Annotated in this window: 17 protein-coding genes and 1 pseudogene; 14 read left to right on the forward strand and 4 right to left on the reverse strand. The window is 71.3% G+C overall.

Annotation, left to right across the window (positions count from 1 at the left end):
• From IF89_RS0119845 to IF89_RS0119855, 3 genes and pseudogenes are all read left to right on the forward strand, one after another.
• Nucleotides 1–201 (forward strand): annotated as a pseudogene (locus IF89_RS0119845) (protein translocase subunit SecF); the annotation flags it as partial.
• Nucleotides 198–752, forward strand: coding sequence for an adenine phosphoribosyltransferase (locus IF89_RS0119850; RefSeq protein ID WP_043194164.1), 555 nt, complete (start codon nt 198–200; stop codon nt 750–752). The pseudogene IF89_RS0119845 and the gene IF89_RS0119850, both read left to right, overlap by 4 nt.
• Nucleotides 753–787: 35 nt before the next feature.
• The gene (locus tag IF89_RS0119855) at nt 788–3,199 is read left to right on the forward strand and encodes a RelA/SpoT family protein (RefSeq protein WP_234327821.1); all 2,412 of its coding nucleotides are present in this window, start codon (nt 788–790) and stop codon (nt 3,197–3,199) included.
• A gap of 63 nt (nt 3,200–3,262) precedes the next feature.
• Here IF89_RS0119855 and IF89_RS0119860 read toward each other — a convergent pair whose 3' ends face one another.
• Entirely contained in the window at nt 3,263–4,492 is a 1,230-nt protein-coding gene (locus tag IF89_RS0119860) for a DUF349 domain-containing protein (protein WP_030769577.1), read from the reverse strand.
• Between the two features lie 187 nt (nt 4,493–4,679).
• Nucleotides 4,680–5,465, reverse strand: a complete 786-nt coding sequence (locus IF89_RS0119865; protein WP_030769580.1) for a peptidylprolyl isomerase — start codon at nt 5,463–5,465, stop codon at nt 4,680–4,682.
• 153 nt (nt 5,466–5,618) lie between these two features.
• Here IF89_RS0119865 and IF89_RS0119870 point away from each other — a divergent pair, with 153 nt between their 5' ends.
• From IF89_RS0119870 to IF89_RS0119885, 4 genes are all read left to right on the forward strand, one after another.
• Nucleotides 5,619–6,341 (forward strand): MBL fold metallo-hydrolase, encoded by a 723-nt coding sequence (locus IF89_RS0119870; RefSeq protein WP_030769582.1) that lies wholly within the window; start codon nt 5,619–5,621, stop codon nt 6,339–6,341.
• Nucleotides 6,342–6,351: 10 nt separating this feature from the next.
• Nucleotides 6,352–7,614 (forward strand): histidine--tRNA ligase, encoded by a 1,263-nt coding sequence (gene hisS / locus IF89_RS0119875; RefSeq protein ID WP_030769585.1) that lies wholly within the window; start codon nt 6,352–6,354, stop codon nt 7,612–7,614.
• A 120-nt stretch (nt 7,615–7,734) separates the two neighbouring features.
• Nucleotides 7,735–8,352, forward strand: coding sequence for a vitamin K epoxide reductase family protein (locus tag IF89_RS0119880; RefSeq protein WP_030769588.1), 618 nt, complete (start codon nt 7,735–7,737; stop codon nt 8,350–8,352).
• A 41-nt stretch (nt 8,353–8,393) separates the two neighbouring features.
• On the forward strand, nt 8,394–9,752 hold the full coding sequence (locus IF89_RS0119885; RefSeq protein WP_030769591.1) for a replication-associated recombination protein A: 1,359 nt from the start codon (nt 8,394–8,396) through the stop codon (nt 9,750–9,752).
• 66 nt (nt 9,753–9,818) lie between these two features.
• Here the strand turns inward: IF89_RS0119885 and IF89_RS0119890 are convergent, their stop codons facing one another.
• Complete coding sequence (locus IF89_RS0119890; RefSeq protein WP_420706945.1) at nt 9,819–10,745, reverse strand: DUF2470 domain-containing protein; 927 nt, start codon at nt 10,743–10,745, stop codon at nt 9,819–9,821.
• Between the two features lie 55 nt (nt 10,746–10,800).
• On the opposite strand from IF89_RS0119890, the gene rpsD reads away from it, so the two are divergent.
• Nucleotides 10,801–11,412 carry a 30S ribosomal protein S4 gene (rpsD, locus tag IF89_RS0119895; protein WP_030026606.1) on the forward strand — a complete coding sequence of 204 codons (612 nt, stop codon included), beginning with the start codon at nt 10,801–10,803 and terminating at the stop codon, nt 11,410–11,412.
• Nucleotides 11,413–11,496: 84 nt separating this feature from the next.
• Here rpsD and IF89_RS47725 read toward each other — a convergent pair whose 3' ends face one another.
• A complete protein-coding gene (locus IF89_RS47725; RefSeq protein WP_063831321.1) occupies nt 11,497–13,764 on the reverse strand; it encodes an ATP-binding protein in 2,268 nt (755 codons plus the stop codon).
• A gap of 161 nt (nt 13,765–13,925) precedes the next feature.
• Here IF89_RS47725 and IF89_RS0119905 point away from each other — a divergent pair, with 161 nt between their 5' ends.
• The 6 genes from IF89_RS0119905 to IF89_RS0119930 all read left to right on the forward strand — a co-directional run bounded on the left by IF89_RS0119905 (nt 13,926) and on the right by IF89_RS0119930 (nt 20,546).
• On the forward strand, nt 13,926–14,366 hold the full coding sequence (locus IF89_RS0119905; protein WP_030769601.1) for a DUF948 domain-containing protein: 441 nt from the start codon (nt 13,926–13,928) through the stop codon (nt 14,364–14,366).
• An 8-nt stretch (nt 14,367–14,374) separates the two neighbouring features.
• Nucleotides 14,375–14,719, forward strand: a complete 345-nt coding sequence (locus tag IF89_RS0119910; protein WP_030769604.1) for a DUF6167 family protein — start codon at nt 14,375–14,377, stop codon at nt 14,717–14,719.
• Nucleotides 14,719–17,388: an alanine--tRNA ligase gene (gene alaS, locus IF89_RS0119915; protein WP_030769607.1), complete on the forward strand. Its 2,670-nt coding sequence runs from the start codon at nt 14,719–14,721 to the stop codon at nt 17,386–17,388. The genes IF89_RS0119910 and alaS overlap by 1 nt, the downstream gene beginning before the upstream one ends.
• A 2-nt stretch (nt 17,389–17,390) precedes the next feature.
• Nucleotides 17,391–17,861: a Holliday junction resolvase RuvX gene (gene ruvX / locus IF89_RS0119920; RefSeq protein WP_030769610.1), complete on the forward strand. Its 471-nt coding sequence runs from the start codon at nt 17,391–17,393 to the stop codon at nt 17,859–17,861.
• 129 nt (nt 17,862–17,990) lie between these two features.
• Nucleotides 17,991–19,712, forward strand: a complete 1,722-nt coding sequence (gene mltG / locus IF89_RS0119925) for an endolytic transglycosylase MltG (RefSeq protein ID WP_030769613.1) — start codon at nt 17,991–17,993, stop codon at nt 19,710–19,712.
• 6 nt (nt 19,713–19,718) lie between these two features.
• Complete coding sequence (locus IF89_RS0119930; protein WP_030769617.1) at nt 19,719–20,546, forward strand: shikimate dehydrogenase; 828 nt, start codon at nt 19,719–19,721, stop codon at nt 20,544–20,546.
• Nucleotides 20,547–20,609 lie beyond the last annotated feature (63 nt).

A 20,609-nucleotide genomic window follows, 5' to 3' on the forward strand; every position in this document is an offset into this window, starting at 1 on the left:
GCGTACTCCTCGATCTTCATCGCGACCCCGCTGGTCGTCGACCTCAAGGAGCGCGAGCCGGCGATGAAGGCGCTGAAGAAGCGGGTGCTCGCCAAGCGCGCCTCCGCCGCGGCGAAGGGCGAGTCCGCGGAGGACGACCAGGGCTCCGCCGACGAGCCGCAGGTCGTCACCCAGGGCCGGCAGCCGGGGCGGCGACGTTGACCGCTCAACTGTCGGACGACGTACGGACCCTGCTGCTCAGCCGCATCAAGGACGTCGCGGACTACCCGAAGCCGGGCGTGATGTTCAAGGACATCACGCCGCTGCTGGCGGACCCCGCGGCGTTCGGCGCGCTGACCGGCGCGCTGGTGGAGCTGGCCGGGCGGTACGGCGCGACGAAGATCGTCGGGCTGGAGGCGCGCGGGTTCATCCTCGCGGCCCCGGTTGCGGTGCAGGCCGGGATCGGCTTCGTGCCGGTCCGCAAGGCCGGCAAGCTGCCGGGCGCGACGCTCGCGCAGTCGTACGCGCTGGAGTACGGCACGGCGGAGATCGAGGTCCACGCCGAGGACCTCGCGGCCGGTGACCGGGTCATGGTCATCGACGACGTGCTGGCCACCGGCGGCACGGCCGAGGCGTCCCTCTCGCTCATCCGGCGGGCCGGGGCCGAGGTCGCCGGCGTGGCGGTCCTGATGGAGCTGTCGTTCCTGCCCGGCCGGGCCAGGCTGGCGGGGGCCCTCGCCGGCGCCCCGCTGGACGCGCTGATCGTGGTCTGACCGCGCACCCCTGCGAAAAACGGCGGGCACCCGGGATCCCCGGGGCCACGGCGGCCGCCGCCACGCCCCCGCCGGCGACGCCGGCCCCGCCGGTCAGGCCCGCGCCCAAGCCGGCGCCGGTCAAGCCCGCGCCTGCGAAGTCGGCCGCGTCCTCCAACCGGGTCCGTGCCCGCCTCGCCCGGCTCGGTGTGCAGCGCTCGAACCCGTACAACCCGGTCCTGGAGCCGCTGCTCCGCATAGTGCGCAGCAACGACCCGAAGATCGAGACGTCGACGCTGCGCCAGCTCGAACAGGCCTACCAGGTCGCCGAGCGCTGGCACCGCGGCCAGAAGCGCAAGAGCGGCGACCCGTACATCACCCACCCGCTCGCCGTCACCACCATCCTCGCCGAGCTCGGTATGGACCCGGCCACCCTCATGGCCGGGCTGCTGCACGACACCGTCGAGGACACCGAGTACGGCCTGGAGGACCTGCGCCGGGACTTCGGCGACGCCGTGGCGCTGCTCGTCGACGGCGTCACCAAGCTCGACCGGGTGAAGTTCGGCGAGGCGGCCCAGGCCGAGACCGTCCGCAAGATGGTCGTCGCCATGGCGAAGGACCCGCGGGTCCTGGTCATCAAGCTGGCCGACCGGCTCCACAACATGCGCACGATGCGCTACCTCAAGCGGGAGAAGCAGGAGAAGAAGGCCCGCGAGACCCTGGAGATCTACGCCCCGCTGGCCCACCGGCTGGGCATGAACACGATCAAGTGGGAGCTGGAGGACCTCTCCTTCGCGATCCTCTACCCCAAGATGTACGACGAGATCGTGCGCCTGGTGGCGGAGCGCGCGCCCAAGCGCGACGAGTACCTCGCCCTCGTCACGGACGAGGTCCAGGTGGACCTCAGAGCCGCCCGGATCAAGGCCACGGTGACGGGCCGCCCCAAGCACTACTACAGCGTCTACCAGAAGATGATCGTCCGCGGCCGCGACTTCGCGGAGATCTACGACCTGGTGGGCATCCGCGTCCTCGTCGACACCGTCCGCGACTGCTACGCGGCCCTCGGCACGGTGCACGCGCGCTGGAACCCGGTCCCGGGCCGGTTCAAGGACTACATCGCGATGCCCAAGTTCAACATGTACCAGTCGCTCCACACGACGGTCATCGGACCCAACGGCAAGCCCGTCGAGCTGCAGATCCGCACCTTCGACATGCACCGCCGCGCCGAGTACGGCATCGCAGCGCACTGGAAGTACAAGCAGCAGACCGTGGCGGGCACCTCCAAGGTCCGCACCGACGTCCCGCAGGCCGCCAAGGGCAGCGCCGGCCAGGACACGGTCAACGACATGGCCTGGCTGCGCCAGCTGCTGGACTGGCAGAAGGAGACCGAGGACCCGGGCGAGTTCCTCGACTCGTTGCGCTTCGACCTCTCGCGCAACGAGGTCTTCGTCTTCACCCCCAAGGGCGATGTCATCGCGCTGCCCGCCGGCGCCACCCCGGTGGACTTCGCCTACGCCGTCCACACCGAGGTCGGCCACCGGACGATAGGGGCCCGCGTCAACGGCCGCCTGGTCCCCCTGGAGTCGACGCTCGACAACGGCGACCTGGTCGAGGTCTTCACCTCGAAGGCCGAAGGGGCCGGCCCCTCCCGCGACTGGCTGGGCTTCGTCAAGTCCCCGCGGGCCCGGAACAAGATCCGCGGCTGGTTCTCCAAGGAACGCCGCGACGAGGCCATCGAGCACGGCAAGGACGCCATCGCCCGCGCCATGCGCAAGCAGAACCTGCCGATCCAGCGCATCCTGACCGGCGACTCGCTCGTGACCCTCGCCCACGAGATGCGCTACCCGGACATCTCCTCCCTCTACGCGGCGATCGGCGAGGGCCACGTGGCCGCGCAGGGCGTCGTGCAGAAGCTGGTGGCCGCCCTGGGCGGCGAGGAGGCCGCCAACGAGGACATCGAGGAATCGATCCCGCCGGCGCGGGCCCGCAGCAAGCGGCGCAGCAACGCCGACCCGGGCGTCGTCGTCAAGGGCGTCGACGACGTGTGGGTCAAGCTGGCCCGCTGCTGCACCCCGGTGCCGGGCGACCCGATCATCGGGTTCGTCACCCGCGGCAGCGGCGTATCGGTTCACCGCGCGGACTGCGTCAACGTCGACTCCCTCTCCCAGCAGCCCGAGCGGATGCTGGAGGTCGAGTGGGCGCCCACCCAGTCCTCGGTCTTCCTGGTCGCCATCCAGGTCGAGGCCCTGGACCGGTCCCGGCTGCTGTCCGACGTCACACGGGTCCTGTCCGACCAGCACGTCAACATCCTGTCGGCGGCCGTGCAGACCTCCCGCGACCGGGTGGCGACCTCGCGGTTCACCTTCGAGATGGGCGACCCCAAGCACCTGGGGCACGTCCTGAAGGCCGTCAGGGGCGTCGAGGGGGTCTACGACGTCTACCGCGTCACCTCGGCCCGCAGGCCGTAGCGGACAGCGCGAGGGCCCCGGTACGGAACTCCGTACCGGGGCCCTCGTGCACGGGCGGCCCGATCAGCCGCCGAACTCCTCCAGGCCCTTCAGCGCCTGGTCCAGCAGGGCCTGGCGGCCCTCCAGCTCACGCGCCAGCTTGTCGGCCTTCGCGTTGTTGCCCGCGGCGCGCGCCGCGTCGATCTGCTGACGCAGCTTGTCGACCGCCGCCTGGAGCTGGCCCGTCAGACCGGCCGCACGGGCCCGCGCCTCCGGGTTCGTACGGCGCCACTCGCCCTCCTCGGCCTCCTGGATCGCGCGCTCGACCGCGTGCATCCGCCCCTCGACCTTCGCCCGGGCGTCGCGCGGCACGTGGCCGATGCCCTCCCAGCGCTCGTTGAGGGAACGGAACGCGGCACGGGCCGCCTTCAGGTCCGTCACGGGGACGAGCTTCTCGGCCTCCTCGGCCAGCTCCTCCTTGAGCTTGAGGTTCTCGATCTGCTCGGCGTCACGCTCCGCGAAGACCTCGCTGCGGGCCGCGAAGAACACGTCCTGCGCACCGCGGAAGCGGTTCCACAGGTCGTCCTCGGCCTCGCGCTGCGCCCGGCCGGCCGCCTTCCAGTCCGCCATCAGCTCGCGGTAGCGGGCGGCCGTCGGACCCCAGTCGGTCGACTTCGACAGCGACTCGGCCTCCGATACCAGCCTCTCCTTGACCTTGCGGGCGTCCTCGCGCTGCGCGTCCAGCGAGGCGAAGTGCGCCTTGCGGCGCTTGGAGAAGGCGGAACGGGCGTGCGAGAACCGGTGCCACAGCTCGTCGTCCGACTTGCGGTCCAGGCGCGGCAGGCCCTTCCAGATGTCCACCAGCGCGCGCAGCCGCTCTCCGGCACTGCGCCACTGGTCGCTCTGCGCCAGCTGCTCGGCCTCGGCGACCAGCGCGTCCTTGGCTGCCCGGGCCTCGTCCGCCTGCTTGGCCTTGGCGACCTTGCGCTCCTCGCGCCGGGACTCCACGGTCTCGACCAGCTTGTCCAGCCGCACGCGCAGGGCGTCCAGGTCGCCCACGGCGTGGTGCTCGTCGACCTGCGCACGCAGGTGGTCGATCGCCGTCTGGGCGTCCTTGGCGGACAGATCAGTGGTCCGCACCCGCTTTTCGAGGAGGCCGATCTCGACCACCAGGCCCTCGTACTTGCGCTCGAAGTAGGCCAGGGCCTCCTCGGGGGTGCCCGCCTGCCACGAACCGACGACCTTCTCGCCATCGGAAGTACGCACGTACACGGTGCCCGTCTCGTCGACTCGGCCCCACGGGTCGCTGCTCACAGCGCCTCCTCCACCTGATGCCTGCGAGGGGTTCACCCCCTGGGCATCGTCCACAGTTTCCTGGGGCGGGCAGCGCCCGCCCTGCACAACGCCAACATAGGCGACCGCCGGGCCGGCTGTCCGCATCCCGCACGACGGAATATCGGCACGGGGGGCGGGCCGGCCGGCCCGGGGTCGCGTCACCCCGTCAGTTCTGGGTGACGGTGCCCTTCTCGATCTTGACCTCGTTCTTCGGCGCACCGTCCTGGCCGCCGTCGACGGTCCCGGCCTTGGCGATCTCCTCCAGGACCTTCATGCCGGCTGCGTCGATCCTGCCGAACGGCGTGTACGTCGGCGTCAGCGGGCTGTCCTTGTAGACCAGGAAGAACTGGCTGCCGCCGGAGCCGGGCTGGCCGGTGTTGGCCATCGCGACCGTGCCGGCCGGGTAGACGACCTGGCCCTGCTCGTTCGGCTTGCCCAGCGAGTCCAGGTTCTCGTCGGGGATGGTGTAGCCGGGGCCGCCGCGGCCGGTGCCCTCGGGGTCGCCGCACTGGAGCACGAAGATCCCGCCGGACGTCAGCCGGTGGCACTTGGTGTTGTCGAAGTAGCCCTTGTCGGCGAGCGATTTGAAGGAGTTCACCGTCTGCGGGGTCTTCGCCGCGTCCATCGCGAAGCTGATGTCGCCCGCGCCGGTCTTCAGGGCGAAGGTGTACTTCCCCTTCTGGTCGATCGCCATCTCCGGCGAGGGGGACTGCTTCGGCTCCGGCGGGGTCGCCGAGGCCGAGGGGTCCGCCGCCGTGTCCTTCGGGTCCTTGTCCTTGTCGAAGACACCGCCCACGATCAGGCCCACCAGCGTGGCGATCACCACGGCGGCCACCGCCCCGACCACCGCCGCCCGCTGCCGGCTCTTCTTCCGGGCCTCGGCGCGGCGCTTCTGCTGGCGCTCGTACTTCTCCCTGGCGAGCTGTCGCCGCCGCTGATCGCTCGTGACCACCGGGTCGTCTCCTTGTACGTGTCTGATACTGCTGTCCGGGCTGGGATAGGCCGTACCGTATATGGGTTCGCTGTGTAATGAGCGGCGCCGGTAGGCTCTGAGCAGCAGGATTGACGACCTGCACCCTCCCGCCGACGACGATTGAGGACGAACGTGCTGATTGCCGGGTTCCCCGCAGGCGCCTGGGGCACCAACTGCTACGTGGTCGCCCCCGCCCCCGGCGAGGAGTGCGTCATCATCGACCCGGGCCACCAGGCCGCCCAGGGCGTCGAGGAGACGCTGAAGAAGCATCGGCTCAAGCCCGTCGCGGTCGTCCTGACCCACGGCCACATCGATCATGTGGCCTCGGTGGTCCCGGTGTGCGGAGCACACGACGTACCGGCCTGGATCCACCCGGAGGACCGCTACATGATGAGCGACCCGGAGAAGGCCCTCGGCCGCTCCATCGGGATGCCGCTCATGGGCGAGCTGACCGTGGGGGAGCCCGACGACGTCCGCGAGCTGGCCGACGGCGCAGCCCTGAAGCTGGCCGGAATGGACTTCTCCGTGGCGCACGCGCCGGGCCATACCAAGGGGTCGGTGACCTTCCGGATGCCCGAGCTGGCCGACGTCCCGCCGGTCTTCTTCTCGGGCGACCTGCTCTTCGCCGGCTCCATCGGGCGCACCGACCTGCCGGGCGGCTCCCACGCCGAGATGCTCGACTCGCTGGCCCGCGTGTGCCTGCCGCTCGACGACTCGACCGTGGTGCTGTCCGGCCACGGTCCCCAGACCACCATCGGCCGCGAGCGCGCGACCAACCCGTACCTGCGGGAAGTCGCCGCCGGCCCGGCAGCAGGCCCCCACGAGGGTGCGCCCGCTCCACGACGAGGAATGTGACGAGAGGTCCGTGGCTACTTTCAAGGCCCCCAAGGGCACGTACGACCTGATCCCGCCGGTCTCCGTGAAGTACCTGGCGGTGCGCGAGGCCATCTCCGCGCCCCTGCGCAACTCCGGGTACGGCTACATCGAGACCCCCGGCTTCGAGGACGTCGGCCTCTTCGCCCGCGGCGTGGGCGAGTCCACCGACATCGTCTCCAAGGAGATGTACGCCTTCGAGACCAAGGGCGGCGACCAGCTCGCCCTGCGCCCGGAGGGCACGGCCTCCGTGCTGCGCGCGGCCCTGGAAGCCAGCCTGCACAAGCAGGGCAACCTGCCGGTCAAGCTCTGGTACTCCGGTTCCTACTACCGCTACGAACGCCCCCAGAAGGGGCGATACCGCCACTTCTCGCAGGTGGGCGCCGAGGCCATCGGCGCCGAGGACCCCGCGCTGGACGCCGAGCTGATCATCCTGGCCGACCAGGCCTACCGCTCGCTCGGCCTGCGCGCCTTCCGGATCCTGCTCAACTCGCTGGGGGACAAGGAGTGCCGCCCGGTGTACCGGGAGGCGCTGCAGGGCTTCCTGCGCGGCCTCGACCTGGACGAGGAGACCGTCCGCCGGGCCGAGATCAACCCCCTGCGCGTCCTCGACGACAAGCGGCCCGACGTGCAGAAGCAGCTCGTCGGCGCACCGGTGCTGCGCGACTACCTGTGCGACGCCTGCAAGGCGTACCACGAGGAGGTCCGGGCCCTGATCACGGCGGCCGGCGTCGCCTTCGAGGACGACGAGAAGCTGGTGCGCGGGCTGGACTACTACACCCGCACCACCTTCGAGTTCGTCCACGACGGACTGGGCTCGCAGTCCGCGGTGGGCGGCGGCGGCCGCTACGACGGCCTGTCCGAGATGATCGGCGGACCGGCGCTGCCGTCGGTGGGCTGGGCGCTCGGCGTGGACCGCACGGTCCTGGCCCTGGAGGCCGAGGGCATCGAACTCGACATCCCGGCGCCCACGGCGGTCTTCGCGGTGGCCCTGGGCGAGGAGGCCCGCCGGGTGCTCTTCGGCAAGGTCACCGAACTCCGCAAGGCGGGTGTCGCGGCCGACTTCTCGTTCGGCGGCAAGGGCCTCAAGGGCGCGATGAAGGACGCGAACCGCTCCGGTGCCCGCTTCGCCGTGGTCGCGGGCGAGCGCGATCTCGCGGAGGGCCTGGTCCAGCTCAAGGACATGGAGTCCGGGGAGCAGTCCCCGGTGGCGCTGACCGAGCTGGTCGACGCGGTCAGGGCCCGTCTCGCCTGACGGCGCCGGCACGCACGCCCGACGACGGGGCCGGGGACCTTTCCCCGGCCCCGTCCGTTCACAGACACGTACGGCACAATGACCCGTGCTTGATCACCTGGCAGATGTGGAGCGGGCGGCATGACGACACGGGATACGGACGCGGAGACCGCCGGGGCGAAGACCTTCGGGGCGAGCCGGGCGCTGGCCCTGCTGCTGGTGATCACGGGGGCCGCAGGCCTGCTCGCCGCCTGGGTGATCACGATCGACAAGTTCAAGCTGCTGGAGGACCCGGACTTCACGCCGGGCTGCAGCCTCAACCCGGTCGTCTCCTGCGGCAACATCATGAAGAGCGACCAGGCGGCCGTCTTCGGCTTCCCGAACCCGATGCTCGGCCTGGTCGCCTACGGCATCGTGATCTGCGTCGGCGCGAGCATCCTGGCCGGGGCCCGGTTCCGCCGCTGGTACTGGCTCACCCTCAACGCCGGCACCCTCTTCGGCGTCGTCTTCTGCGCCTGGCTGACCTACCAGTCGCTCTACAACATCAACGCGCTGTGCCTGTGGTGCTGCCTGGCCTGGGTCGCCACGATCCTGATGTTCTGGTACGTCACCTCGCACAACGTCCGCGCGGGCATGCTGCCCGCGCCCGGCTGGCTCCGGAGCTTCTTCGAGGAGTTCACCTGGGTGCTGCCGGTGCTGCACATCGGGATCATCGGGATGCTGATCCTGACCCGCTGGTGGGACTTCTGGACGTCCTGACGGCGGGCCGCCCTGTCGGTGGACTCGCTTAGGCTTCCCCTGTGGAACCAGACCTGTTCACGGCCGCCGCCGAAGAACGCCAGAAGAAGGACCCCGCGAGCTCGCCGCTCGCCGTCCGGATGCGCCCGCGCACCCTGGACGAGGTCGTCGGCCAGCAGCACCTGCTCAAGCCCGGCTCGCCGCTGCGGCGGCTGGTCGGCGAAGGCGCGGGCGGCCCGGCCGGCGCCTCCTCGGTGATCCTCTGGGGCCCGCCCGGCATCGGGAAGACCACCCTCGCCTACGTGGTCAGCCAGGCGACGCAGAAGCGCTTCGTGGAGCTGTCCGCCATCACGGCGGGCGTCAAGGAGGTCCGGGCCGTCATCGAGGGCGCGCGCCGCGCGGCCGGCGGGTACGGCAAGGAGACCGTCCTCTTCCTGGACGAGATCCACCGCTTCAGCAAGGCCCAGCAGGACTCCCTGCTGCCGGCCGTCGAGAACCGGTGGGTGACGCTGATCGCGGCCACCACGGAGAACCCGTACTTCTCGATCATCTCCCCGCTGCTGTCCCGGTCGCTGCTGCTGACGCTGGAACCGCTGACCGACGACGACCTCAGCGGGCTGCTGCGGCGCGCGCTCACGGAGGAGCGCGGCCTGGCCGGCGCGGTGACCCTGCCGCAGGACGCCGAGGCGCACCTGCTGCGGATCGCCGGCGGTGACGCACGGCGGGCCCTGACCGCGCTGGAGGCGGGGGCCGGCGCGGCCATCGCCAAGGGCGAGGAGGAGATCACCCTCCAGACGCTGGAGGAGGCCGTCGACCGGGCGGCCGTCCGCTACGACAAGGACGGCGACCAGCACTACGACGTGGCGAGCGCGCTGATCAAGTCGATCCGCGGCTCGGACGTGGACGCCGCGCTGCACTACCTCGCACGGATGATCGAGGCCGGCGAGGACCCCCGGTTCATCGCGCGCCGCCTGATGATCTCCGCGAGCGAGGACATCGGCCTCGCGGATCCGACGGCGCTGCCGCTCGCGGTGGCGGCGGCGCAGGCGGTGGCCATGATCGGCTTCCCGGAGGCCGCGCTGACCCTCTCGCACGCCACGATCGCGCTGGCCCTGGCCCCGAAGTCGAACACCGCGACGACCGCGATCGGCGCGGCGCTGGCCGACGTACGGGCCGGCCTCGCGGGCGCCGTGCCCACGCACCTGCGGGACGGGCACTACAAGGGAGCGGCGAAGCTGGGTCACGCAGTGGGGTACGTCTACCCCCACGACGTCCCGGGTGCCATCGCCGCCCAGCAGTACGCTCCGGACGAGATCCACGGCAAGCGCTACTACGAGCCGACCCGCTACGGTGCCGAGGCCCGCTACGCGGACGTGGTCGAGAAGGTCCGCGAACGCCTGCGCGGCACCGACGGCGCCTGAGGGCCTCGGGCCGGTCGATCCGTGCACCGGTCCGCACCGACGTCCGGACCGACCCGGTCGGTGTCCTCAGTGGGAGGCGGCCGAAAAGAGGGTGCGCATCGCCCGGCGCAGGCCGCAGATGTCCGCCACCGGCTCCGGGAAGTCGAAACGGGCGTCGAAGGAGCCGCCGCGGGCGCCGCCGGTGAAGCGGACGCGCAGGCCGGCGCGGTCCAGGGCGAGCGGGACGGCGGTCAGGCCCCGCGCCCCGCGCTCGCCCAGGAGCCCGCACAGCTCGCCGAGCCGGTCGCCGTGGGCGGAGTGCAGGTGCTGGAGCAGCTCGGCCTCGTGCGGCGCCACCGGGTCCGGCTCGGCGGCGGCCAGGTCGTCGGGGTCCACGCGCTCGGCGCCCCACAGGTCGTCCACCGAGATCTCGCCGACCTCCAGCCGCAGCATCATCCAGGCCGGGCGGCCGGCGCCCCGGAGCAGCTCGGCGGGGGAGTCGAGGGACTCGCCCAGGCCCAGCAGCTCGCCCACCGGGTCCCGCTCCGCCAGGAGGGCCGCGCACCGGGCGCGGTCGTCGCCCCGCACCGGCGTCAGCCACCCGGCCAGCCACGCACGGCCTCGGATACGATGGGGCACGGACACCGGCGCCACATCCGTGATCTCGATCACGGCGGTGAGGTCGTCGTCCTGGGCGTGAGCGGCTGCCCTGGCAGCCGCGGACTCCCCTGACATCAGGAGAATCACGTCCCCGTCCGGGGTGACGGTCCGCGCGACCGGCATCCCTGTCCCGAACTCCTCGGCGCTCTGACTGTCACGAGCATCGATCAGCGTGAGGGATACTGAGGCGTTGGACTCTACGAGGGTTCGTACGCGTTCGGCTCCGGTGAGCTGCCGAACGCCTTCCCTGGGACGCGGCTGACCTTGCTTATCGTCGGCGCAAGCGGATTCTGTTTCGTTGGAATCCGAACTGCGTTGCGCACTGGGCAGGGGGATCCCATGTGGTCGAGACATTACGTCCTCCTCGATAAGGTAAGCCTCACCTAACTTACATGGAGGTAGGTTCCCCGTGAACCAGAAGCGACCCAAGGTCAAGAAGTCTCGCGCCCTCGGCATCGCGCTGACGCCGAAGGCCGTCAAGTACTTCGAGGCCCGCCCCTACCCGCCGGGCGAGCACGGCCGTGGCCGCAAGCAGAACTCGGACTACAAGGTCCGTCTGCTGGAGAAGCAGCGTCTGCGCGCTCAGTACGACATCTCCGAGCGCCAGATGGCCCGCGCGTACGACCGCGCCAAGAAGGCCGAGGGCAAGACGGGCGAGGCGCTGGTCGTCGAGCTCGAGCGTCGTCTCGACGCCCTGGTCCTGCGTTCGGGCATCGCCCGCACGATCTACCAGGCCCGCCAGATGGTCGTTCACGGCCACATCGAGGTCAACGGCGCCAAGGTCGACAAGCCGTCGTTCCGTGTCCGCCCGGACGACGTCATCACCGTGCGCGAGCGCAGCCGCGAGAAGGTTCCGTTCCAGGTCGCCCGTGAGGGTGGCTACGCAGGCGAGGGCGAGACCCCGCGCTACCTGCAGGTCAACCTGAAGGCCCTGGCCTTCCGCCTGGACCGCGACCCGAACCGCAAGGAGATCCCGGTCATCTGCGACGAGCAGCTCGTCGTCGAGTACTACGCCCGCTGATCCTCCAGCAGGCGTAGCCCTCACAGGCTGGGGGAAACCCGCCGCCCCCTCCGGGGGACGGCGGGTTTTCCGCTTCCCCGGCAGCTACGGCTGGTCCGCCGGCGCCGTGCTGCGCGCGACCCGGGGGCCGGGCACGCCGCCCCGCTCCACCGGCAGCGGCTTTCGGGCCGCCCCCCGCAGCGCCCGCACCACCAGCGACTCCCGGTTCAGCTCCCGCCCCTCGGCCGCGTGCGCGGCGTAGCGGTCGGCCCCGAGCAGCTCGGCCGCCCGCTCCCGGCACATCAGCCGCGGGGCGTTGAAGTACCCCGAGCCGAACAACTGCAGCCCCACCCCGCCCCACAGGGGCTCCGCCGCACCCTGGAGCACCGCGGCCTCCGCCGGGTCGCCCTCCGCGACCGTGACGAGCGCGAGCAGCTCCAGCGCGAGCACGAGCCCCACCAGGTCGTGGAAGACGTGGTTGATCTCCACGCACTCGGTCAGCAGCCGCCGGGCCTCCTGGGTGCCGCCGGCGTCCAGTGCCGCGTAGGCCAGCACGTACAGCGCGTACGCCTTCGTCCAGCGCTCCCCGCGCTCCTCGCAGATCTCCCGGACCTCCCCGCACAGTGCGAGCGCGCCCGGCACGTCGCCGAGGAAGGCCAGCGCCATCCCCAGCTCCACCTGGCACATCAGGACGTTGCTGTTCAGCTCCCCGGCCGCCCGGTACTGCTCCAGCGCCCCGCCGAGCAGCTCCCGGGCCCGGGCCATGTCGTCCGAGACCAGGGCCAGACACCCCAGGCGGTGCACCGCGTACGCCGCGGCCACCCGGTTCCCGCTGCGTTCCGCCCCGTCCCGGCACTCGTACAGGGCGCCCATCGAGGCCGTCGCGTCGCCCTGGAGGGCCGCCACGTAGCCCAGCACCCACAGGGCCTTCAGGCGTGAGCTCTCGTACTCCGTCACCGCCCCGCCCGCGGCCCCCAGGCTCCGGTCCAGCCAGTGCCGACCCTCGGTGAGGCGCCCGCAGCCCGCCCAGAAGAACCACAGGGTGCCCGCCAGGTACTGGCCCAGGTGCAGCTCGTCCGGCTCGTCGAGGCAGCACTCCAGGGCGAGCCGCAGGTTCGGCAGCTCCGCCTCCACCAGCGCGGCCACCTCGTGCTGGCGCGGGCTGAACCAGTCCAGCTCGCACCAGGTCGCCAGCCCCATGTACCAGTCCCGGTGCCGGCGCCGCAGCCGCACCGCGTCGCCCAGCGACTCCAGCCAGCCCGCTCCGTACAGCCGTACGGTCTCCAGCATCCGCAGGCGCACCCCCGCGGGCGTCTCCTCCCGGACCAGGAGGGACTGGGCGAGGAGCTCGCCCAGGAGGTCCAGGATCCCCTCCACCGGCAGGTCGGGACCGGCGCACACGTACTCCGCGGCGTCCAGGTCGAACTGACCGGCGAAGACCGACAACCGCGCCCACAGCAGCCGCTGCGCCGGGGTGCACAGCTCATGGCTCCAGCCGATGGCCGTCCGCAGCGCGCGGTGCCGCGGCAGGCCACCGCGCGCACCGCCGGTGAGCAGGCCGAAGCGGTCGTCCAGCCGGGCCAGCACCTGGGCCGGGGACAAGGTCCGCAACCGGCACGCCGCCAGCTCCAGGGCGAGGGGGATTCCGTCCAGGCGGGCGCACACCTCCGCCAGCACCACCCGGTCGGCGTCGCTCACCGCGAAGTCCGGGTCGGCGGCGGACGCCCGCGCGAGCAGCAGCGCCAGCGCCTCCTCGGGGGCCGGCGGGGCGAGCGGGAACGTCCGCTCCCCCTCCACGTCCAGCGGGCGCCGGCCCGCCGCCAGCACCCGCAGCCCGGGGGAGCGCCGCAGCAGCTCCCGCACCAGCCCGGCGGTCTCCTCCACCAGCTGCTCGAAGCCGTCCAGGACCAGCAGCAGCCGCTTGCCGGCCAGGTGCTCGGCCAGCACGGTCCGCGGCGGCCGGGTGGTGTGGTCGGTGAGCCCGAGCGCCTCCGACACGGTCAGCTCCAGCAGCGACGGATCCCGTACGCAGGCCAGCTCGACCAGCCAGACCCCGTCGCAGTAGCGTTCCTGCCCCGGCCTACGCGCCTCCTGCGCGCCGTGCACACCCTGCGCCCCGCCGTCCGCCGGTACCTCCTGCGGCTCGGGCGCCTCCTGCGCGTCCCACTCCTCCGCAGCCGCCCCGGCGGCCGACCGCGCCGCCGCCAGCACCAGCCGGGACTTCCCGACCCCGCCCACACCGGTCACGGTCACCAGCCGCGAGGCCTCCAGGAGCCGCCCCACCTCGGCGAGTTCGGCACCCCGCCCGATGAACCCGCTCAGCTCCGAGGGAAGATTGCCCCGGGCGGTCTGTCGAAGGGGTCTGTGTCGCATGGGACACGGAGCGTACTGGTCCGGATGCGCTGCGTCCAAGACGGGGCCCTCCGGTCCCGCATCGGGGTACGGCCGGGTATCCCCGGCGCGATAGGGTCGGAGGACCATTTGTAGGAATCGCTGCTGCCGGCGGTTCGGGTACAGACAGAGAGCGGTGGGACGTGTCCGGTGTAGAGGTGGCCGGGATCATCGTGGCCGTCTTCTGGGCCATCCTGATCTCCTTCCTCGCCGTCGCCCTGGTGCGGCTGGCGCAGGTGCTCAGGGCGGCCACCAGGCTGGTGTCGGAAGTGACCGACCAGGCCGTACCGCTCCTGGCCGACGCCTCCAGCACCGTCCGCTCCGCCCGCACCCAGCTCGACCGGGTCGACGCCATCGCGAGCGACGTCCAGGAGGTCACCTCCAACGCCTCCGCGCTGTCCTCCACCGTGGCCACCGCCTTCGGCGGACCGCTCGTGAAGGTCGCCGCCTTCGGCTACGGCGTCCGCAAGGCGCTGGGCAGGGGGGACGCCGCCCGGGACGGCGCGCCGCCGAAGGCATCCCGCCGTACTGTGATCGTTGGCCGAACGGTGCCGGCCGCCCGGCGCCGGAAGCAGAAGGACTGAGACCGCCGATGTTCCGCCGAGCCTTCTGGTTCACCGCAGGCGCAGCCGCCGGCGTGTGGGCCACCACCAAGGTCAACCGCCGGCTGAAGCAGCTGACGCCGGAGAGTCTCGCGGCCCAGGCCGCCGACAAGGCCGTGGAGGCGGGTCACCGCCTCAAGGACTTCGCCCTCGACGTGCGCGCGGGAATGACGCAGCGCGAGGACGAGCTGAACGATGCACTGGGGCTCCACCAGGACCCCGACCGGCCCGACAACGTCACCGCCCTCCCCGGGCCGCGGCGCCTTCGGGCCATCGAGAACGACCAGACCAACCCCCGACCAAAGCTTTCGTACAACCGGAATGAGGACCACTGATGGAGTCGGCTGAAATCCGCCGCCGCTGGCTGAGCTTCTTCGAGGAGCGCGGTCACGCCGTTGTCCCTTCGGCGTCGCTCATCGCGGACGACCCGACTCTGCTGCTGGTCAACGCGGGCATGGTCCCCTTCAAGCCGTACTTCCTCGGCGAGACCAAGCCCCCGGCCCCCCGGGCCACCAGCGTGCAGAAGTGCGTCCGTACCCCGGACATCGAAGAGGTCGGCAAGACCACCCGCCACGGCACGTTCTTCCAGATGTGCGGCAACTTCTCCTTCGGGGACTACTTCAAGGAAGGCGCCATCAAGTACGCCTGGGAGCTGCTGACCAGCTCCGTGGCGGACGGCGGCTACGGCCTGGAGCCGGAGAAGCTCTGGATCACGGTCTACCTCGACGACGACGAGGCCGAGCAGATCTGGCGCGAGAAGATCGGCGTCCCCGCGGAGCGCATCCAGCGCCTGGGCAAGAAGGACAACTTCTGGTCCATGGGCGTCCCCGGCCCCTGCGGCCCCTGCTCCGAGATCAACTACGACCGCGGTCCGGAGTTCGGCGTCGAGGGCGGCCCCGCCGTCAACGACGAGCGCTACGTGGAGATCTGGAACCTGGTCTTCATGCAGTACGAGCGCGGCGCCGGCGAGGGCAAGGAGGACTTCCCGATCCTCGGGGACCTGCCCTCCAAGAACATCGACACCGGTCTCGGCCTCGAGCGCCTCGCCATGATCCTGCAGGGCGTGCAGAACATGTACGAGACCGACACCCTGCGCGTGGTGATGGACAAGGCCACCGAGCTGACCGGCGTCCGGTACGGCGCGGCCCAGGACACCGACGTCTCGATGCGCGTGGTCGCCGACCACATGCGCACCTCCGTCATGCTCATCGGCGACGGCGTCACCCCCGGCAACGAGGGCCGCGGCTACGTGCTGCGCCGCATCATGCGCCGCGCCGTCCGCAACATGCGCCTCATGGGCGCCACCGGCCCGGTCGTCCAGGACCTCATCGACGTCGTGATCGACACGATGGGGCAGCAGTACCCGGAGCTCATCACCGACCGCAAGCGCATCGAGACCGTCGCGCTCGCCGAAGAGGCCGCCTTCCTCAAGGCGCTCAAGGGCGGCACGAACATCCTCGACACCGCCGTCACCGAGACCAAGGCCGCCGGCGGCACCGTCCTGTCCGGCGACAAGGCGTTCCTGCTCCACGACACCTGGGGCTTCCCGATCGACCTCACCCTGGAGATGGCCGCCGAGCAGGGCCTCTCCGTGGACGAGGCGGGCTTCCGCCGTCTGATGCAGGAGCAGCGCGACCGCGCCAAGGCCGACGCGAAGGCCAAGAAGACCGGCCACGCCGACGTCTCCGCCTACCGCGAGATCGCCGACAGCGCCGGCGCCACCGAGTTCACGGGTTACGCCACCAACCAGGGCGAGTCCACCATCGTCGGCCTGCTGGTCAACGGCGTCTCCGCGCCCGCCGCCTCCGAGGGCGACGACGTCGAGGTCGTCCTGGACCGTACGCCCTTCTACGCCGAGGGCGGCGGCCAGCTCGCCGACCAGGGCCGCATCAAGCTCGACTCGGGCGCCGTCATCGTCGTGCGCGACGTGCAGCAGCCCGTCCCGGGCGTCTCCGTGCACAAGGGCTCCGTCCAGGTCGGCGAGGTCACGGTCGGCGCCTCCGCCTACGCCGCCATCGACGTCCACCGCCGCCGGGCCATCGCCCGCGCCCACTCGGCCACCCACCTGACCCACCAGGCGCTGCGCGACGCCCTCGGACCCACGGCCGCCCAGGCCGGTTCCGAGAACAGCCCCGGCCGTTTCCGCTTCGACTTCGGCTCCCCGAACGCCGTCCCCGGCTCGGTGCTCACCGACGTGGAGCAGAAGATCAACGACGTGCTCTCGCGCGAGCTCGACGTCACCGCCGAGATCATGAGCATCGACGAGGCGAAGAAGCAGGGAGCCATCGCCGAGTTCGGCGAGAAGTACGGCGAGCGCGTGCGCGTCGTGACCATCGGCGACTTCTCCAAGGAGCTGTGCGGCGGCACGCACGTCGGCAACACCGCCCAGCTGGGTCTGGTGAAGCTGCTCGGCGAGTCCTCCATCGGCTCCGGCGTGCGCCGCGTCGAGGCCCTCGTCGGCGTGGACGCGTACAACTTCCTCGCCAAGGAGCACACGGTCGTCGCCCAGCTCCAAGAGCTGGTCAAGGGCCGTCCGGAGGAGCTGCCGGAGAAGATCTCCGCCATGCTCGGCAAGCTGAAGGACGCCGAGAAGGAGATCGAGAAGTTCCGCGCGGAGAAGGTGCTCCAGGCCGCTGCGGGGCTCGCCCAGAACGCCCAGGACATCCACGGTGTCGCCCTCGTCGTCGGCCAGGTGACGGACGGCGTCGGCGCCGACGACCTGCGCAAGCTGGTCCTCGACGTCCGGGGCCGCATCCCGGGCGACCGGCCGGCCGTCGTGGCCCTGTTCACCGTGGCGAACGACCGCCCGCTGACCGTCATCGCCACCAACGAGGCCGCCCGCGAGCGCGGTCTCAAGGCGGGCGACCTGGTCCGCACGGCCGCCAAGACCCTCGGCGGCGGTGGTGGCGGCAAGCCGGACGTCGCCCAGGGCGGCGGCCAGAACCCGGCCGCGGTGCCGGAGGCCATCAGCGCCGTCGAGCGCCTCGTCGTCGAGACGGCCTGACCATGACACTGCGCCGCGGCCGCCGACTGGCCATCGACGTCGGGGACGCCCGGATCGGGGTCGCGTCCTGCGACCCGGACGGGGTGTTGGCCACACCGGTGGAAACCGTTCCCGGGCGGGACGTCCCCTCCGCCCACCGGCGGCTGCGGCAGCTCGTCGAGGAGTACGAGCCCCTCGAAGTCGTCGTCGGCCTCCCCCGCTCGCTCAGCGGGCGGGAGGGGCCGGCCGCGGCCAAGGTGCGCGCCTTCGCGGGTGAACTCGCCAAGGGCATCAAGCCGGTGACGGTCCGTCTGGTGGACGAGCGGATGACCACGGTCACCGCCGCCCAAGGTCTGAGGGCCTCCGGGAGGAACGCGAAGAAGGGGCGTTCGGTCATCGACCAGGCCGCCGCTGTGGTGATCCTTCAGAACGCTCTTGAGACCGAACGGGTATCAGGTAATCCGCCCGGCGAGTGCGTCGAAGTGGTTGTCTGATCGCGATACGGTAACGTTCCGCGCGATGAGACGGCATTCGAACAGCCGTCGCCCACCGTCAAAGAGGCGGAACCGGGTGCCATGGACGACGGGGTCCGCGGCCTCGCGTCTCGCGGCTCTAGGGGACCGATGACTGAGTATGGCCGGGGCCGTGGCCCCGAACCCTGGCACCCCGAGGACCCCCTGTACGGGGACCAGGGGTGGACCGGGCACCAGACCCAGCAGGGCCAGGTGCCGTACGCCGGTGCCCCGCAGCAGGAGTACCAGCAGCCGTCCCACTACCAGCAGCAGCACCCCCAGCAGCCGCAGTACCAGGAGTACCAGCAGTACCCCGAGTACCAGCAGCAGTACGGGCAGCAGCAGTACGCCCAGCAGCAGCCGCAGCAGGGGTACGCCCAGCCCCAGCAGGGCTACGCGCCGCAGCAGGCCCAGCAGTACGCGCAGCAGCCGGCCGGCTACGACGACCAGGGCTGGGACACCGGCCAGGGCCAGTACACGGCCGCGGTGCAGACCGACCCGTATGCCGGCGCGGACTACGCCCAGCACCCGTCGGCGGGCTATCCGGGGGAGACCCCCGACCTCTACGGCACGGACGAGGCCTACCCGCCGCCGCAGCCGCCGGGCCGGCGCCACCTGGAGCCGGAACCGGTCGAGCAGGAGGAGCCCGAGGAGGAGCTCGCCGGTGGTGCGGGCGGCCGCGACGACGACGGTGACGAGCCCACGGGCCGCCGCGGCGGCCGTTCGTCCAAGGGCGGCAAGCCCAAGCAGCGCAGCGGCACGGCCTGCCTGCTCGCCGCCGTGGTCATCCTCGGCGTGGTCGGTGGCGGCGGCTACTACGGCTACACCTACATCAAGGACCGCTTCGCCCCCGCCGCGGACTTCGCGGGCGAGGGCGCCGGCGAGATCGTCGACGTCGAGATCCCCAAGGGAGCGGGCCTGGGGCAGATGGGCCGCATCCTCAAGGAGGCGGGCGTCGTCGCCAGTGCGCAGGCCTTCGTCGACGCGGCGAACGCCAATCCCAAGGGCAAGTCCATCCAGCCCGGCGTCTACCCGATGAACAAGAAGATGTCGGCTGCGGCCGCCGTCGCGCTGATGATCGACCCCACCAAGCTGAACGTCATCACCGTCACCGAGGGCATGCGCAACTCGAAGGTGTACGAGGCGATCGACAAGAAGCTGGGCAAGCCGGACGGCACCACCAAGGACATCGCCCTGCGCGAGGCCAAGAACCTGGGGCTGCCCGCCTGGGCCGGGAACAACCCGAAGCTCATGGACCCGCTCGAAGGCTTCCTGTTCCCGACGCGCTACGACCTCAGCAAGGACAGCACCCCGGAGTCGCTGCTCAAGCAGATGGTCAAGGAAGCCAGCGACAAGTACGCGGAGCTGGGCATCGAGGCCAAGGCCAAGGAGCTGGGGCTGGAGAACCCGCTCCAGGTCGTCACGGTCGCCAGCCTCGTCAACGCCGAGGGCAAGAACCACGACGACTTCCGCAAGATGTCCGAGGTCGTCTACAACCGCATGAAGAAGACCAACGACGTCACGAACCAGAAGATCGAGTTCGACTCGACGTACAACTACGCCAAGAACCAGAGCGAGATCAACTTCAACCTCAAGGAAGCCCAGGCGTTCAACAACCCGTACAACACCCACTTCATCAAGGGGCTGCCCGTCGGCCCGATCGGGAACCCGGGCATGGACGCCCTTACCGCTACGCTCAACCCGGACCACGGCGGCTGGATGTTCTTCGTGTCGGTCGACGGCAACACGACGACCTTCACCAAGACCTACGACGAGCACCTCAAGCTCGTCGCCGAGTTCCAGGAACGGCAGAAGCAGAAGAACGGCGGGTAGCAGGACATGACACGGATACGGGCTGCGGTGCTGGGTTCGCCCATCGAGCACTCGCTCTCACCGGTACTGCACCGTGCCGCGTACCAGGAGCTCGGCCTCGACGACTGGTCCTACGACCGGTTCGAGATCGACGAGGCCGCGCTCCCGGAGTTCGTCTCCGGGCTCGGCCCCGAGTGGGCCGGGCTGTCGCTGACCATGCCGCTCAAGCGGGCGGTGATCCCGCTGCTCGATGCCATCAGCGACACCGCGGCCTCCGTCGAGGCCGTCAACACGGTCGTCCTCACGCAGGACGGCCGACGCCTGGGTGACAACACCGACATCCCCGGCATCGTGGCCGCCCTGCACGAGCGCGGCGTCGAGAAGGTGTCCTCGGCAGCCGTCCTCGGCGCCGGGGCCACCGCATCCTCGGCGCTCGCCGCGCTCTCGCGGATCTGCACCGGCGAGGTCACGGCGTACGTCCGCTCGTCGGCGCGCGCCGGCGAGATGAGGCAGTGGGGCGAGCGGCTCGGCGTCGCCGTACGCACCGCCGACTGGTCGCAGGCGGCCGCGGCGCTGGAGGCGCCCCTGGTCGTCGCGACCACCCCGGCCGGAGCCACCGACGAACTGGCCGCCGCGGTCCCGGACGCCCCGGGCACCCTCTTCGACGTCCTCTACGACCCCTGGCCCACCGCCCTCGCCGCTGCCTGGTCGCAGCGCGGGGGAGCCCTCCTGGGCGGCCTGGACCTGCTGGTGCACCAGGCGGTCCTCCAGGTCGAGCAGATGACGGGCCGCTCGCCGGCGCCCCTCGACGTGATGCGGCGGGCGGGTCTCGCGGCCCTGTCGCAGGCCCACTGAGACGCCGGCCCCGACCGCCCCCCTCTCTGTTACTGGACGGTAATACCAGCCGCTATCCTGATC

This window comes from Streptomyces sp. NRRL F-2664 (genome assembly GCF_000719345.1).
GTDB lineage: Bacteria > Actinomycetota > Actinomycetes > Streptomycetales > Streptomycetaceae > Streptomyces.

Bases quoted from the DNA above. Each gene is read 5' to 3' on its own strand.
- mltG (WP_030769613.1), top strand. From the start codon at position 17,991: ATGACTGAGTATGGCCGGGGCCGTGGCCCCGAACCCTGGCACCCCGAG.
- ruvX (WP_030769610.1), top strand. From the start codon at position 17,391: ATGACACTGCGCCGCGGCCGCCGACTGGCCATCGACGTCGGGGACGCC.
- IF89_RS0119930 (WP_030769617.1), top strand. From the start codon at position 19,719: ATGACACGGATACGGGCTGCGGTGCTGGGTTCGCCCATCGAGCACTCG.
- IF89_RS0119910 (WP_030769604.1), top strand. From the start codon at position 14,375: ATGTTCCGCCGAGCCTTCTGGTTCACCGCAGGCGCAGCCGCCGGCGTG.
- IF89_RS0119890 (WP_420706945.1), bottom strand. From the start codon at position 10,745: ATGTCTCGACCACATGGGATCCCCCTGCCCAGTGCGCAACGCAGTTCG.
- IF89_RS0119880 (WP_030769588.1), top strand. From the start codon at position 7,735: ATGACGACACGGGATACGGACGCGGAGACCGCCGGGGCGAAGACCTTC.
- alaS (WP_030769607.1), top strand. From the start codon at position 14,719: ATGGAGTCGGCTGAAATCCGCCGCCGCTGGCTGAGCTTCTTCGAGGAG.
- IF89_RS47725 (WP_063831321.1), bottom strand. From the start codon at position 13,764: ATGCGACACAGACCCCTTCGACAGACCGCCCGGGGCAATCTTCCCTCG.